The organism is Kribbella sp. VKM Ac-2571, from assembly GCF_004362255.1.
GTDB lineage: Bacteria > Actinomycetota > Actinomycetes > Propionibacteriales > Kribbellaceae > Kribbella > Kribbella pratensis.
This window is the reverse complement of record NZ_SNWS01000014.1, coordinates 260,614-276,120: the sequence shown is the minus strand read 5'-3', so window position 1 is coordinate 276,120 and position 15,507 is coordinate 260,614. Positions and strand designations below refer to the sequence as shown.

At 66.0% G+C, this 15,507-nt stretch carries 15 protein-coding genes; 10 read left to right on the top strand and 5 right to left on the bottom strand.

Going from position 1 to position 15,507, the window contains the following annotated elements:
• Positions 1-429 (top strand): transposase (locus EV651_RS28960; protein ID WP_202870547.1); only part of this gene is annotated, 429 nt, incomplete at its 5' end.
• Positions 430-613: 184 nt separating this feature from the next.
• Here the strand turns inward: EV651_RS28960 and EV651_RS28955 are convergent.
• Together EV651_RS28955 and EV651_RS28950 are read right to left on the bottom strand one after the other, a co-directional pair.
• Positions 614-1,471, bottom strand: a complete 858-nt coding sequence (locus EV651_RS28955; protein ID WP_133788400.1) for a hypothetical protein — start codon at positions 1,469-1,471, stop codon at positions 614-616.
• A gap of 585 nt (positions 1,472-2,056) precedes the next feature.
• Positions 2,057-3,292, bottom strand: a complete 1,236-nt coding sequence (locus tag EV651_RS28950; protein WP_133788399.1) for an IS110 family transposase — start codon at positions 3,290-3,292, stop codon at positions 2,057-2,059.
• A gap of 309 nt (positions 3,293-3,601) precedes the next feature.
• On the opposite strand from EV651_RS28950, the gene EV651_RS43385 reads away from it, so the two are divergent.
• Positions 3,602-3,934 carry a DUF2116 family Zn-ribbon domain-containing protein gene (locus tag EV651_RS43385; protein WP_133788398.1) on the top strand — a complete coding sequence of 111 codons (333 nt, stop codon included), beginning with the start codon at positions 3,602-3,604 and terminating at the stop codon, positions 3,932-3,934.
• Between the two features lie 223 nt (positions 3,935-4,157).
• Here EV651_RS43385 and EV651_RS28940 read toward each other — a convergent pair whose 3' ends face one another.
• A complete protein-coding gene (locus EV651_RS28940) occupies positions 4,158-4,484 on the bottom strand; it encodes a hypothetical protein (protein WP_133788397.1) in 327 nt (108 codons plus the stop codon).
• Positions 4,485-4,665: 181 nt separating this feature from the next.
• On the opposite strand from EV651_RS28940, the gene EV651_RS28935 reads away from it, so the two are divergent.
• From EV651_RS28935 to EV651_RS28920, 4 genes are all read left to right on the top strand, one after another.
• Positions 4,666-5,958 (top strand): DNA-binding transcriptional regulator, encoded by a 1,293-nt coding sequence (locus EV651_RS28935; protein ID WP_166658829.1) that lies wholly within the window; start codon positions 4,666-4,668, stop codon positions 5,956-5,958.
• Complete coding sequence (locus EV651_RS28930) at positions 5,955-6,482, top strand: NUDIX hydrolase (protein WP_133788395.1); 528 nt, start codon at positions 5,955-5,957, stop codon at positions 6,480-6,482. The genes EV651_RS28935 and EV651_RS28930 overlap by 4 nt, the downstream gene beginning before the upstream one ends.
• Before the next feature lie 53 nt (positions 6,483-6,535).
• Positions 6,536-6,856 (top strand): hypothetical protein, encoded by a 321-nt coding sequence (locus EV651_RS28925; protein WP_133788394.1) that lies wholly within the window; start codon positions 6,536-6,538, stop codon positions 6,854-6,856.
• Positions 6,857-7,117: 261 nt separating this feature from the next.
• Entirely contained in the window at positions 7,118-8,455 is a 1,338-nt protein-coding gene (locus EV651_RS28920; protein WP_133788393.1) for a site-specific integrase, read from the top strand.
• Between the two features lie 13 nt (positions 8,456-8,468).
• Here EV651_RS28920 and EV651_RS28915 read toward each other — a convergent pair whose 3' ends face one another.
• On the bottom strand, positions 8,469-9,833 hold the full coding sequence (locus EV651_RS28915) for an acyl-CoA dehydrogenase family protein (protein ID WP_238157254.1): 1,365 nt from the start codon (positions 9,831-9,833) through the stop codon (positions 8,469-8,471).
• Positions 9,834-9,921: 88 nt separating this feature from the next.
• Between EV651_RS28915 and EV651_RS28910 the strand changes: the two genes are divergently transcribed.
• The 4 genes from EV651_RS28910 to EV651_RS28895 are packed head-to-tail and all read left to right on the top strand — an operon-like array spanning position 9,922 to position 14,144.
• Positions 9,922-10,656 (top strand): TetR/AcrR family transcriptional regulator, encoded by a 735-nt coding sequence (locus EV651_RS28910; protein WP_133788392.1) that lies wholly within the window; start codon positions 9,922-9,924, stop codon positions 10,654-10,656.
• A complete protein-coding gene (locus tag EV651_RS28905) occupies positions 10,653-11,930 on the top strand; it encodes an acetyl-CoA C-acetyltransferase (protein ID WP_133788391.1) in 1,278 nt (425 codons plus the stop codon). Before EV651_RS28910 ends, EV651_RS28905 begins: the two co-directional genes overlap by 4 nt.
• Before the next feature lie 8 nt (positions 11,931-11,938).
• The gene (locus EV651_RS28900) at positions 11,939-13,285 is read left to right on the top strand and encodes a 3-oxoacyl-ACP reductase (protein WP_133788390.1); all 1,347 of its coding nucleotides are present in this window, start codon (positions 11,939-11,941) and stop codon (positions 13,283-13,285) included.
• 1 nt (position 13,286) lies between these two features.
• Positions 13,287-14,144, top strand: coding sequence for a MaoC/PaaZ C-terminal domain-containing protein (locus EV651_RS28895; RefSeq protein ID WP_133788389.1), 858 nt, complete (start codon positions 13,287-13,289; stop codon positions 14,142-14,144).
• Positions 14,145-14,188: 44 nt separating this feature from the next.
• Here EV651_RS28895 and thrS read toward each other — a convergent pair whose 3' ends face one another.
• The gene (gene thrS, locus EV651_RS28890; RefSeq protein WP_133788388.1) at positions 14,189-15,436 is read right to left on the bottom strand and encodes a threonine--tRNA ligase; all 1,248 of its coding nucleotides are present in this window, start codon (positions 15,434-15,436) and stop codon (positions 14,189-14,191) included.
• Between the last annotated feature and the right edge of the window lie 71 nt (positions 15,437-15,507).

The window sequence follows — 15,507 nt, the reverse complement described above, 5'->3', positions numbered from 1 at the left end:
CGGCAGATGTTCGCCGCGCTGGACCTGGCCACCGGCCAGATGTTCTACCGATTCCGCGATCGCAAACGCTGGCAGGAATTCCTCGCCTTCCTCAAGCAGCTCCGGACCCGATTCCCCAGCGGGAAACTGCACGTGATCTGCGACAACTTCTCGCCCCACAAGAAGGCCGAAGTCGTTGCCTGGTGCCAGACCAACGATGTCGATCTCGTGTTCACCCCGAGCAACGCGTCGTGGCTGAACTGGATCGAGTGCGAGTTCACCGCACTGCGCTACTTCACCCTCGACGGCAGCGACTATCCCAGCCACACCGCCCAGGAGAACGCGATCGCCGGCTACGTCCGCTGGCGCAACAAGCGAGCACAACCCAAGACACGCTTCGCCATTGACTCCAAGATCCGCCGCCCCGATTACCTACCCAACGTTGCTTGACGAGGCACTAGCACATCGGACGTGGTCAGTTGCTTGCTACTCCACCACTCGCCGCTGACGCCGCCCCCTGCCTCGACGCGGTCCAGCGCGACCCGATGTCGCGCCATCTGTGGATCTCCTCCGACGGGTCCGAAGCTACCTCTCCAAAAGAGATATCCTCACCTTCGGCCAGGCCCCGAAACACTCATTCCAAGGGCTGTCGATCGGCGGCATCTAGCTCATAGACCGCAGCTGCAAGCTTCTCAAGTAGTGCCTCAGGGTGTCGTTGGATAGCCGGAAACTGCTGGAGCGCACGAAGCTCGATCTGGCTCAGGCTCCGACCGACGATCTGTCCGTCGTACTTGAGAACCAGAAGCGAGCCGATACGAACACAGCCCCGATCCTGCGAATCCAGCGCCTGAACGAGTGTGGCAAAGGCCTGTGCCTCCTGCGAGTCGACCTGAGCTTGCTTGAGGTCCAAGAAGCCTAGCTCGAAGGCACGCTCCACCTTAATCAGGCGCTCGGCGACCTCTTGACGGCTCAGCCCATTCTTTATCTTGGCGAGCCAAGTTCGCCAGAGAGAACCCAGCTTGTCCTCGATGAGCTCAGCGTCAACGTACCCAAGCGCCCGACGGGCCTCGTCTACTGCGCGGAGGACCGGCGCGGTCTTCTCTTGGGCCTCGTCGGAGAGGTAGACGACGACGTCGATTTGCTCCCGCTGCCGTCCGGTGTCCTTCGTCCGGTATATCGGCATCGATAGGTTCTTACGCGGCCGAGCTCGCCACAGCCATTTCCGACCAGGTATGGGGATCGCGAAGACTTCGTATTCGTCGCTGCCTGGGTCCCAGGACAAATCCTTCGACGGACGATCTCGCAGCGCCTCCGCGAGCGTTTCAGCCTCGGCTGCGATCTCCGCAAGCTGATCGATAACGTACCTCTGAAGCTGCTCCGGCCAGACGCTAAGACGATCCTTCAATTCATCTAGCTCGACTGCGGCGCGGATCAGCCGACCTGTGCCCTCCTCCGCTGTTGCCCCCATTGGATCCCCCTCCAGTAGTTTCACCCTTGTCGGCGACCTAGCTCCCGCCTCATCGTCACGCCAACGCGACTCCGAGTCCACATGCCGGCGAACGCGTGTTCCAGAAGGATCGCTACTCAACCTCCAAAGCGCGTCCCGTCTGGCGCCGACACGTCGACCATCGGCGCTCCACAAGAGCCATGACGGAGCCAGTGCTGGCAACAGATCGGGAGCCCCCTCGCGGAGGAACATTTCCGCTGGTGCCACGACTTGTCCTGCGCCACGACCCGCAAGTGACTGACTTGCCTTCGCACTACAGCCAACACGTCCATCGGACGCGCGTCCGCTATGAAATCTGCAGCCCGACATCCTCACCGGAGTCTCCAAAGTCGCGTCGTACAACTGCGCCCTCAGTGATTCGACCGTCTGCTCCTGGAACGTTCGGGTCACGGTGACAAGCCCCTGGCCGTCGCGCGCGCACTCACACGTCTGTCGAGCGGCGCGCAAGGAAGGTTGTACTTCGGGCCTCCGGACCAGTCTCACCGCGGTCACAGACCCGTGAATCAGCTGTTGGAGCGCAGGCGCGTCAGCGCGTCGGGCTTTGCCCGACACGCTTTGCGGTGACCGGAGTTATGCGACGGGGTCGAGTTGGACGCTGTGTCCGAGTCTTTCGAGTTGCGCGACGAGCCGACGGGTGTGGGCTTCGTCGTTGCGGCGGGCGAGCCAGTCCGCGCCGAGGTCGCGGTAGGGCTCGTTCCTGGTGAGCATGTGGAACGTGGCGACGAGGATGGAGTGCGCGACGGCGATCTGCGCTCGTCCGGCACCGCGACGTTTGGTGAGCCTGGCGTGCTGCGCGGCGAGGTAGTTCTTGCCGTGCATCCGGCCCACCGAGCCGGCCGCCTCGACCAGCATCGCGGTCAGCCACTTGTTCCCACGCCGCTTACCGGTCGGGGTGCGCTTGCCGGCCGACTCGTAGATCCCGGGCGCGACACCGGCCCAGGCCGCGAGCTTGGCCGCCGAACCGAACCGGGACATGTCCGCGCCGGTCTCCGCGACGATCACCTGGGCGATCCTCTCCCCGACACCGGGAATGGTCTGCAGCAACTCGATCTCGTGACCCCACGACCGGCACTCGACCCGGATCGCCTCATCAAGGTCGGCCAATGCGTGCTCGACCAACTCGAGCCGATCCAGGATCGCGCCGGCCATCCGAGCATGGTGACCATCGAAGTGCCCCTCGAGCGCCTGGGCGAGACCGGGGATCTTCGAACGCATCCGGCCCTTGGCCATCTCAGCCAGCACCCGCGCGTCGCGCTCACCGTCGATCATCGCCCCCAGCATCACCCGCGCCGACACCGTGGTCACCGACCACGCGACCGCCGACAGCTTGATCGAAGCGTCCTCCAACATCAGCTCCAACCGGACCGCCTCGCGCGTCCGGTCGCCCATCAACTGCACCCGATACCGGGTCAGCATCCGCAACCGACGGATCGGCGGCGGCGGAACGAACGACGGGGACAACAACCCGTGCTCGAGGAGCTGGGCGATCCACTCCGCATCACGCACGTCGGTCTTGCGGCCCGGCACCGCCCTCATATGCGCGGCGTTCAGCAACCAGACCTCCATCACCTCCTCCAGGCAATAGAACGGCGGCTTCCAATACGTCGACGTCGACTCCATTGCCGCGACCGTCACCCCGCACTCAACCAGCCAATCGCGCATTACCCGCAGCGATCCGATCGTGGTCTTGAACGTCCGTGTCTGTGACGATCGGCTTCCCTGCCGCTTGCCCGGACCACGCACGCAAACGGTCACCGACGCCTTACCGACATCCAAGCCCGCCACCCGCTCGAACAACACCTCCATCGAGCACTCCCTCCTACCTCGGCCCCCGACCACGACACTCGCGGTCACGCGCCGTCCGGAGGGCCCTCTGCCAGGACACAGACCCACGTGCTCGCAGCAACAATCCACCGGCACCCGAAGACCCCGCGCCTTACACATCTACGGGCTCACCCGCACCAGTGTGACTCGACGTCGCCGAACGGCACCCACGATTCTCATCCCGCCGCCGCAGCGACCAAGTCGCAAGCCGTTACACATCTGGCATTCGAGGCGTGTCAGCGATCTGCAACGCGTGTTCTGAACCGTTCGCACGCCAGACGTTGATCAATTATGGATGAGCTTCCACCCCCGATCGGGCGCGATCTGAGTGCGCGCCAACACGTCTGCGAGCACTGCGGCGACACGTACACCGCGGCCAGATCCGACCAACGCTTCTGCTCAGATCGCTGCCGTCTCCGCCACTGGAGAAGCCGTCGACGGGTGCGATCAGCAGAAGCAATCGAGGCCGAACACGTGACCGTGTTGCTCGCGGAAGTCGGCCGATTGCAGCACCAGGTCACCGAACTTCAGCGCGCCAATGTATCCCTCCGCGAAGCCTTGAGCAGCGCACAAACGCGCCTGATTTTGGCTCGAAGTCCCTACCGCAGGTGGGATCGGATGTAGACGCACGGTTCGAGATGGCGGCCCCGGCCGAGCTCGGGTGATACCGCTTTTGCTCACCTGGTCCGCGTGAGATGCACCGGTTCGGTTGGCGCTGAGAAGTGTCAGCACCAACCGAACCGGGTCAGATCCTCGACCGTGATCCGTGAGGAGATCCGGCGGTGAGGCTCTGATGGAGGGCGGAACGGGCGCGGAGTGCAGGGGCCATTGAGGAGGAGAGCCCCTCTCAGCACACCCGCCCCGCCTGCTTGGGAACCTCCGACAGCACGACTTCGACGTGGCTGGCGAGGAGGTGCTGGCGAAGCTCGATCGGATTTCCAACCGCCGCGAGATGGAGAAGATTCGGCAGGATCAGCAGGCCGTCGTCGACCTCCATCACGGCAGCGAGCGCCTTGTGCAGTTCTTCTGGCGCCGTCTCCAGCTCATCGATGAAGAGCGCGATGAGCACACAATTGTTCGCTCCTGCGCAGTCGACAATCGCTTGTCGACGTGCGGCGATCTCTAGGTCGCTCATCAGGAAGTGCTTCTTGAAGTACCCGAAGGCCACTCGCATGTGTCACGAACCCCGTAGATGTTCAGTGCCAACCCGGCTGTTGCTCGGTACGGATAAGCGTCGGGCAGACCGCACAGCACGCACCATGGACTGCCGCTGACACAGCACTGAACTTCCGCCGAACCTGCACGGCGAGGTTCAAGTAGTTGCGCAAGTCGCGCAGTGGGAGACTGAGGCCGTGATGGTCCAGGCTTGGTCCGGCCGCGAAGTACGGGCGCTGCGCGAATCGCAGCGTCTGAGCATTCGCGAGTTCGCCCAACGCATCGGCGTGAGCGAACGGATGGTCTCCCGCTGGGAAGCCGGCGGAACCAACATCCGCCCGAGACCGATCAACCAGGAAGGTCTGGACACGCTGCTAGCGGCAGCGAGCGAGGACGAGAGGTCGCGCTTCGCGGCGCGATTGGAGACCTTCTCGAGTCCGGGGCCGAGGTCTGAGTCCGAGGCGATTCGGACCGGGCCCACTCCCCCACCTTCCGCCGACCTGCGTCTGCAACAGCACGCGACTACCGCAGTCTCGCCGAAGCGCACTGACGGTCCTGACGTGCTCGCAATGCAGGCCTTTCGGTCCGCTGACCGGCAGGTCGGTGGCGGTCACTTGTACGCTGCGGTGGTCAAGTACCTGCACCCACAGGTAGGCCCGCGGCTGTTCGGCGGAGACGTGGTCGAAGATCCGGCTGTCTTCACAGCCGCAGCGGGATTGACCGAGATGGCCGGGTGGATGGCTCATGATGCGGGGCGCGATGACCGCGCGTACAGCCATTTCCTGCGCGCCTTCCACCTCTCCAAGGCCGGTCAGGATCGCCAACTGGGGGTCCACGTGCTCGCCAGTCTCAGTCACCTCGCTCACCATCGAGTCGACCCGCACGGTGCCATCCGCTTCGCGCAAGCCGGCGAGGCCGCACTCGCCGAAGGCCCCCGAAATCCCGAGCTAGCTGCTCGCCTTCTAGCGATGCGAGCCAGAGGACGCGCCGCGCTCGGAGACGATCAGGAAACCCGAGGGCTCCTCGGGCAGGCTGAGGCTGCGCTCGGCGGGCCCCAGGCGGAGACTCCGTCCGATTGGGTCAGCCATTTCGATCGAGGCAGCCTCGCAAGCGAGGCGGCGCGATGCATGCAGCAGCTCGGAAAACCAGCGGAGGCGCAGAAGCACGCGCAACTGATCCTCAAGCTCCGCCCATCCAATCGCACACGGAGCCACGCCTTCGGACAGCTCTTCCTGATCACGTCTCTGATCGAACAAGGCGAGGCAGAAGAGGCGTGCCGCGTCACGCGCGACATCATCGAGTCGACCCAATCACTCGGATCCCAGCTTGTCGTTCAACGACTCAGAGAGATCTACGACCAGCTCTCGCCGTACGCCGACTCAGCAACAGTCAGCGAAACAAGCCAGCTCCTCGCGGACACCCTGCGCCAACGAGTCTGGCTCCAGCAGTGGATCGCCTCAGACGCCTTCGAAGGTCAGACGACCCCGCGATGACCGCCGACGAACCGCTCTACCGCCGCGACCCCGAGGCCTGGCGAAATCACCTAGCTGAGGGCAACGCCAAACAAGCCCGCAAGCGCGTCGGTGCAGACGCAATCCTCCGCGACGAGCAAGGCCGAGTTCTCCTAGTCGACCCCGATTACAAGCCCGACTGGGACCTCCCGGGCGGTATGATCGAGGCGAACGAACCTCCGATCACCGGCCTCATCCGAGAGCTGAAGGAAGAGCTCAATCTCGAACTGGCACCGGACCAGTTGGCACTTTCTTGCATCGACTGGGTGTCGCCCCATGGTCCGTGGGATGACTCGCTGATGTTCATCTTCGACGCCGGACAACTCCCCGCCGAGCAGATTGCGCGACTACAACCGGACCACGACGAGCTGCGGCGGTACGGCTTCCTCGAACTGGAGCAGGCACAACACCGACTACGACCTTACGTTTGGCTTCGCCTGGAAGCCGCTCTCAAGGCCGCCGAATCGCAGACGGTGGCGTACCTCCACGATGGCTACCCAGCCTGACGGAACTCTCGTCAGTTGAATGCCGGGTCGATCGATCTCCGGAGGTGCCAGCGATGGAAGTTCGAGCCTGGAACAACGGCGCGCACCGTCGGTCCGGCGCCGGATACGGCCTAAAGGTTCGCATCGCGGATCGCGACCGCCTCTTCGATCCGCACTGGGTCAACATTGTGCTGACGATTCCGGGTGAGGGTGAGGTCGAGGTCTCGTTATCTGCCTCGTTCTGGCGGACGTGCAGTGAACTCCGGAGCGCCGCGATCGGACGCTGGCTTCTCCGGTCGGGCCAGGCTCCGTGGCCGCAAGGTGCGCCGCCCACGATTCGTCTGACCCACATCAGCGGCAACCGGTTCACCGTCGAAGCGGACACGACGCGCTGACTTACTCAGGCTAGCCGGGGCCAAACGAGCGACTCGCTCTCGCGGAAGAAGCTCATCCGCACGTCCGAACACGCGCGGCCGCTGGCACGACCTCTCTGCGGGCACTCACCGTCAGCTGGCAAGCGCAGCTGGTCGTCAGCCGCCGAGGACGCTAGCAGGTCGTCCCTGGACCGACGGTCGGCCGCGCTGCCCGATCCAGCTAAGTCGTCCGATCTCAAACGTTGAGCTGCCGCACATCGACTACGACGGAGGTGCGGTGCGGTGGCCTATGTGAAGGATCTGTGGACACGGGCGGTCAAGCAGGCGGATGGGACGACGGCGCGGGTGCGGAATGAGCGGTGGGGGAAGGGGAAGCGGTGGTTGGCGGGGTGGGTGGATCCGGAGGGGCGGGGGCGGACTAAGGCGTTCGGGACGAAGGGGCCGGCTGAGCGGCATGCGAATGCTATGGAGACGGATCGGGAGCGTGGGGAGTACATCGATCCGGAGGCTGGGAAGGTTCGGTTTGGGGAGGTTGCGGAGCGGTGGCTGGCTTCGCGGGTGGTGGATCCGGCTTCGACGATCAGATATGAGTCGTCGCTGCGGTTGCATGTGGATCCGGTGTTTGGGCGGCGGCAGTTGCGGACGATCAAGCCGTCGGAGATCGCTGCTTGGATTGCTGATCTGGATGCGCGGTTCGGGCCGTCTACTGCGCGCACGGCGTACCTCGTGTTGCATGGAACGCTGGAGATTGCGGTTGATGACGAGGCGATCAAGAAGAATCCGGCCAAGGGGCGGGCGGTCAAGGTGCCGGCTGAGAAGAGCGGGAGGACGGTTGCCTGGAGCGACGACGTAGTGCTCCGGATCGTTGAGGGGCACGCGCCGGAGTACCGGCCGATCGCATCCGTCGGAGCGGCGTGCGGGCTGCGGCAGGGCGAGCTGTTCGGGCTGGCGGAGGAGGACATCGACTTCGAGGAGATGGTCATCCACGTTCGGCGGCAGGTGAAGAAGCTTGGGCGGGAGTTTGTGTTCGCGTTGCCGAAGAACGACACCGAGAGGACGGTGCCGATGTCTGGCGGGACGGCGTTGATCCTGAAGGAGCACATCAAAGCGAACAGGCCACGCCCGTACACCTTGCCTTGGGAGAAGACGGACGGGGAGCCGCGAACGGTGAAGCTTCTGTTCAGGTGGACCGACGACAAGCACATTCGGGCGCGGACGTACGACGAGTTGGTCTGGAAGCCGGCGTTGTTCTACGCGGGTGTGATTGCGGAGCCGACGACGGATCGGCGCGGGCGGCGGCAGTACGTGTCTAGCCGGGAGAACGGGATGCACGCGCTGCGGCACTACTTCGCGAGCATCACCCTCGCGGACGGGGTCAACATCAAGGAGCTGGCCGAGTACCTAGGCCACAGCAACCCAGGGTTCACGCTGAGGCTCTACACCCACATGCTGCCGTCGTCGCATGAGCGTGCGCGGAAGGCGGTGGACTCCAGACTGGCCCGACTCTTCTCGCTGAAATCTCACGGAGCAGTCACGGAGCAGGCCGCCGTACGCTCCCCCACTACCTCTTGGGAGCCGGACGGCGGCCTGCACCTAGATGACCCTGGAATCGGGCTCTGACCTGCGGAAACGTCTACCTGATGCGCATGCCTGAGATCGCGCGGGCGATGACGAGGCGCTGGATTTCCGACGTACCTTCGAAGATGGTGTAGATCTTGGCGTCTCGGTGCATTCGTTCTACGGGGTATTCGCGGGTGTAGCCGTTGCCGCCGAGGATTTGGATGGCTTCTTCGGTGACTTTGACGGCTACCTCGCCGGCCTTCAGCTTGGCCATGGAGCCTTCGCCGTGGCGGTAGTCGGGGGTTTCGCCGCGCATGAGGGCGGCGGACATGTTGGCGGCTCGCCAGACGAGTAGGCGGGCGGCGTCGATTTCCATGGCCATGTCGGCGAGTTTGAAGGCGATGCCCTGGTTGTCGATGATGGGGCGGCCGAACTGTTCGCGGGTCTTGGCGTAGTCGAGGGCTACCTCGTAGGCGGCGCGGGCGATGCCGATGGCTTGGGCGCCGACGATGTGGCGGGTCATTTCGAAGGTGGCCATCGAGGCGTTGCGACCCGCCGAGCCAGAAGCAGAGCCAGAGCCGGCAGCACCCCCAGCAGTCCCGTTGGAAGCGGCGGCGCGGGCTTCGTGGGCTCGGGCTATGCGGGCGTCGAGTTTTTCCTTGCCGCCGAGGACGTTCTCGGCGGGGATGCGGACGTTGTCGAAGAAGACGTCGGCGGTGTGGGAGGCGCGCAGGCCGTGCTTGCGGAGCTTTGTGCCCTGCTCCAGGCCGCGAACCTCAGACTTCGGTACGACGAACGCCGCCTGACCCTTGGTCCCGAGCGACGGGTCGACGGTCGCGACGACGACGTGGATGTCAGCGATGCCGCCGTTCGTCGCCCACGCCTTCTGCCCGTTGATGACCCACTCGGACGTGCGCTCGTCGAAGACAGCCCGCGTACGGATCGCGGACACATCGGACCCGGCACCAGGCTCGGACGAGCAGAACGCGGCAACCCGTACGTCGTCCGGCGTGCCGTAGCACCGCCCCATCCACTGGCTCCACTGCTCCGGTGTTCCGTTGGAGAAGATCGCGGACGACGCGAGGCCGGTGCCCTTCAGCGACATCGCGATGCCGGCGTCGCCCCAGAACAGCTCCTCGTGGACGAGCGGCATCAGCAGACCGGTCGGGTCGACGAACAGGTTGATGTTCATGTCCAGGCCGTAGATGCCGACCTTGGCCGCTTCCTGGATGATCGGCCAGGGTGTCTGCTCGCGCTCGTCCCATTCGGCCGCGGCGGGCCGGACGACGTCGGCGGCGAACGTGTGCGCCCAGTCCCGGATCTCGCGCTGGTCGTCGTTGATCGCCAGCGAGAAGGTGCTCCAGTCCGGCTTCGAGCGCTCCGCGCCGAGCTCACCGGCCAGAGACATCACGTCTGCGGAGACAACAGGGTCGCTCATCAACTTCCTCACAGAGCCGGGTCCAATGTTACCGACGAGTGTAACTGTCGTTTGCACCAACCGGTACCATTGTGGCTAAGATCAATTCATGAGCTCCGCGCTGCTCGCGATCGGACGCCGCCGTACCACGGCGGAGCGTCGGCGCGACCGCGAGCGGGACATCATCCGCGCCACCCGGGAGCTCTTCGACGAGCGCGGCACGATCGACGCCCAGATCGACGATATCGCCAAGCGGGTCGGGATCAACAAGGCCCTGATCTACCGGCACTTCGCCGGCAAGGAAGAGCTGTTCGCGCTCACCCTGGTCAACTACCTCCAAGAGCTCGACGAACGCCTGCAACAAAACGACGGTCCACGCAGAGCGCCCCTCAACCGGCTCAAGGCCCTCAGCGAGACGTTCGTCGACTTCTGCCTGGAGTACCCGGCCTTCACCGACTGCGCGATGAGCCTGCTCAGAAGGACCGGCGAGGAGTTGTTCGGCGAGATCACTGAGCCGGTGATGGTCAAATTGGGTACGGCGATGGCCGCGCCACTGGGCCGTATCGCGGTGATCCTCGACGCCGGCCAGCGTACGGGCGTGTTCGACGAGGTCGACACGGCCTACCTGGCCAATCATCTCTACACGCAGACGCTCGGATCGTTGCACATGGCAAGGGTCGGGCTGATCGTGTCGGGCAGCCAACCGGGCCACCCGGTGGTGCATCATGCCGATGTCGGCACCGTCCGGTCGACCGCGATCACCGCGACCCTCGCTACCGCGGTGGGACAGAAAGCCCTGACAACCAAGAAGACCCGCTCCGCTAGAGCAGGAGACATATCGTGACCGAACCGCGCAAGGTGGCCGTGGTCGCCGGCAACCGGATTCCGTTTGCCCGGCAGGACAAGACCTACCGGCACGCCTCCAACTCCGACATGCTCACCGCCGCCCTGAACGGTCTCGTCGACCGCACCGGCCTCGGTGGCCAGGAGGTCGGTGAGGTGGTCGCCGGAGCCGTCCTCAAGCATGCCCGCGACTGGAACATGGTGCGCGAGGTGGTTCTCGGGTCCAAGCTCGCCCCGACCACCCCGGCGTACGACATCCAGCAGGCCTGCGGGACCGGTCTCGAGGCGGCCATCCTGGTCGGCAACAAGATCGCCCTCGGCCAGATCGACGCGGGTATCGCGGGTGGTGTCGACACCGCGTCCGACGCCCCGATCTCGGTCAACGACCGCCTGCGCAACATTCTGCTCGACCTCAACCGCGCCAAGACGTATCCGGACCGCTTGAAGGTCCTCGCCCGCGTCCGCCCGAAGGACGTCGTACCGGAGATCCCGCGCAACGCCGAGCCGCGCACCGGCAAGTCGATGGGCGACCATGCCGCGCTGACCGCGCTCGAGTGGGGTATCACCCGGGAGGCGCAGGACGAGCTGGCGTACAACTCCCACATCAACCTCGCGAAGTCGTACGACCGCGGTTTCCAGAACGACCTCATCACGCCGTACCTGGGCCTCGAGAAGGACCAGAACCTGCGCCCCGACACCACGCTCGAGAAGCTCGCCAAGCTCCGGACCGTGTACGGCAAGGGCGAGACCGCGACGATGACGGCCGGCAACTCGACCCCGCTGACGGATGGCGCCTCGGCCGTCCTCCTGAGCACTGACGAGTGGGCGCAGGAGCACGGTCTCCGGCCGCTCGCGTACCTGACCCACTCCCAGACCGCCGCGGTCGACTACGTGAAGGGCGCCGAGGGTCTGCTGATGGCCCCCGCGTACGCCGTACCGCGCATGCTGGCCCGCGCCGGGCTGACTCTCCAGGACTTCGACTACTACGAGATCCACGAGGCGTTCGCGTCCCAGGTGCTGTCCACCCTGAAGGCGTGGGAGGATCCGATCTTCTGCAAGGAACGGCTCGGCCTGGACGCGCCGCTCGGGGAGATCGACCGGGACAAACTGAACGTGAACGGCAGCTCGCTCGCCGCGGGTCACCCGTTCGCGGCGACCGGCGGGCGGATCGTCGCCGCGCTGGCCAAGCAACTGGACGAGAACGGTGGCGGGCGGGGCCTGATCTCGATCTGCGCCGCGGGCGGCCAGGGTGTCGTCGCCATCCTCGAGAAGTAGGAGCTGAGATGACGGATCGCTACCAGACCTTCACCCGGACGCCGCTCGGCAAGACGCTGGTGAAGAACCTGGGTCTGCCCGACCCGGCGCCGCTCCCCCGCTGGACCGAGGGCTCGCCGGTGATCGACGGGCCGGTCGTCTTCGGCGCGATCGGCGAGACCGACGCCGGTAAGGCGATCCAGGCGCTGCTGCGCGACATCGGCGCCTCGTTCAGTACCGTCACCGAGGGCGTCGCGTCGAGCACGATCCGGCCGAAGGCGATCGTCTTCGACGCGACCGGCGCCACCTCGACCGCGGACCTGACCAGCCTGCAGCGCTTCTTCTCCCCTGTCGTCCGCCAGCTCGCCCCGGCCGGTCGCGTCATCGTCGTCGGCCGTACGCCGGAACTCGCGAGCTCCCCCGAGCAGCACATCGCGCAGCGTGCCCTCGAGGGCTTCACGCGAAGCCTCGGCAAGGAGGTGAAGCGCGGCGCCACGGTCAACCTCGTGTACGTCGCCCCGGACGCGCACGAGCAACTCGACTCGACGCTCCGCTTCTTCCTCTCCCCCAAGTCGGCGTACGTCGACGGCCAGGTCGCCCGGATCGGGACCGGACCGTTGGTCAGCAACGACCCGAGCCGTCCGCTCGCGGGTCGTACGGCGCTGGTGACCGGAGCGGCCCGTGGTATCGGAGCCTCGATCGCGGACACACTGGCCCGCGACGGCGCCACGATCATCGGCGTCGACGTACCGCAGAACGCGGACCCGCTGCGCAAAGTGATCTCCAAGATCGGCGGAACCGAGCTCCTCCTCGACGTCACCGCGGTCGACGCGGCGCAGCGGATCGCGGCGCACGCGCAGGAGCAGCACGGTGGGCTCGACATCGTCGTCCACAACGCGGGCATCACCCGTGACCGGCGGCTCGTCAACATGCGCACCGACGCGTGGGACGCCGTACTCGACGTGAACCTGCGCGCGCCGGAGCGGATCACCAAGCACCTGGTCGAATCCGGGGCGCTCCGCGACGGCGGCTCGATCATCGGGGTGTCGTCGATGGCCGGGATCGCGGGTAACAACGGCCAGACGAACTACGCGACCTCCAAAGCCGGCGTGATCGGTCTCGTGCAGGCGCTGGCGCCCGCCCTGGCCGAGCGGCAGATCCGGATCAACGCGGTCGCACCCGGGTTCATCGAGACCGAGATGACCGCGAAGATCCCGTTTGCGATCCGCGAGGTCGGGCGGCGGATCAACTCACTGCAGCAGGCCGGTTTGCCGATCGACGTGGCCGAGACGATCGCCTGGTTCGCGGATCCGGCCTCGGCCGGCGTGACCGGCAATGTCGTGCGGGTCTGCGGCCAGAGCATGCTGGGCGCCTGACATGCCCACTCGACGGTACGACGACTTCCCCGGGCTCGGCTCGCTCTACGCACGCACCGTCCGGGCCACGCTCCGACGGGCCGACTACGAGCCGGACGCGGACGGGTTGACGCTCGAGCTGCCCCGGGCGGCGATCGACCAGGACCACCTGACCGCGTATCGCGAGGTGACCGGCTTCGCGGCGGGTCCCGCGCTACCGCCGACGTACCCGCATGTCCTGGCGTTCCCGCTGCACCTGGACCTGATGTCCGACCCCTCGTTCCCGTACAAGCCGATGGGGATCGTGCACCTGTCCAACACGATCACGCAGAAGCAGCCGATCCCGCTGCACGCCGAACCGGCGATCCGCGTGCACAGCACGGCGGAACGGCCGCATCCGAAGGGCACTGTGTTCGACGTGATCAGCGAGGTCTTCGTCGACAAGGAGCTGGTGTGGAGCGATCTCACCACCCTGCTCAGCCGCTCGTCCGGGACGCCCGACGCGCACGCCGACCTGCTGACCGACCCGGTGCTGAGCCCGAGCGCGTGGTGGGACCTGCACGGCAACCTCGGCCGCCGGTACGCCGCCGCGTCCGGCGACCGGAACCCGATCCACCTGTTCAAACTGACCGCTCAGGCGTTCGGGTTCCCGCGCCAGATCGCGCACGGGATGTGGGCCAAGGCCGCCGCGCTGGCGTCGCTCCAGCGTGCCGGCGCGTTGCCGGACGCCTTCACGGTCCGCGTGGACTTCCGCAAGCCGTTGCTGCTGCCGTCCCGGGTCGGGTTCGGCTACCAGCAGACGGGCAAGACGATCGACTTCGCGCTGTACGACGAGAGTCACGACGTGACGCACCTGATCGGGCAGCTGCAGGAGAACTGAACCGCCAGGCCATCACAATCGCGCTCCTCGGCCGAGCTTCACGCTCATAGCTCGCCGCTGTCGGCAATTGCGATGGCCTGGGGATCCGCCGCTGCCCGGATCCGATCCAGCACCTCGCCGATCGGGGCCGCATCCCACCGCCGGCCGTCGCGTTCCCGGACCGCGAGCTCGCGGCCGTCGGCCTCGCGGGAACCGATGACGGCCTGGTACGGCACCAGCCGGTTCTCGCGGATCCGGGCACCCAGACTCCCCTCGTCCGCATGCGCGATCTCGACCCGGAGACCGCGGTCCGACGCTCTCCGGGCGACCTCCGCGGCCAGCTTCTCCTCGTCGTCGGAGATCGGCAGTACGACGACCTGTACCGGGGCCAGCCACGCCGGGAATGCGCCGCCGTGCACCTCGATCAGCTGAGCAACCGCTCTCTCGATGCTCCCGACGATTGCCCGGTGCACCATCACCGGACGGTGCTTGTTGCCGTCGGCACCGATGTATTCGAGCCCGAACCGCTCCGGCTGGTGGAAGTCGATCTGGACGGTCGACAGGCTGAACTCCCGGCCCGCCGAATCCTCCAGCTGGATGTCGATCTTCGGCCCGTAGAACGCCGCATCCCCCGGCGCATCGAAGTAGTCGACGCCGGCGTCCTTCAGCACCTCACGGAGCAGCTCGACGGCCTGCGCCCAGCTCGCCGCGTCGCCGACGTACTTGCTGGCCGGGCTGTTGAACTCCGCGTCGTCCGATGGCAGCGCGAGGACGTAGCGCGATGCGCTGATGCCCATGTCGGCGTACGCCTGCTTGATGAGTCTCAAGGCGCCGGAGGCCTCTCCCGCGACCTGGTCGAGGCGGCAGAAGATGTGGGCGTCGTTGAGTTGCATCGCGCGGACCCGGCTCAGGCCACCGATCGCTCCGGAGAGTTCGGCGCGGTACTGCCCGCCGAGCTCGGAGTAGCGGAGTGGGAGTTCGCGGTAGCTGTGTGAGCGGGATCGGAACATCAGCGCGTGGTGCGGGCAGATGCTGGGACGCAGGACCAGTTGCTCACCGCCCATATCCATCGGCGGGTACATGTCCTCGTGGTACTTGGCCCAGTGGCCCGAGATCTCGTACAGCTCGCGCTTGCCGAGGACCGGTGAATAGACCTGCTGGTAGCCGGCTCTGCGTTCCACCTCGGCGATGTAGTTCTCCAACGCGTGCCGGACGGCGGCACCGGCGGGCAACCAGTAGGGCAGTCCCGCGCCGATCAGCGGGTCGGAGTCGAACAGGCCGAGTTCGCGGCCGAGTTTGCGGTGGTCGTACATGATTCCTCCATGGGTTCAGGCGAGGGGTTGAGGCGAGCCACCCACGGAGCACGACAAAGCCCCGGGGCACT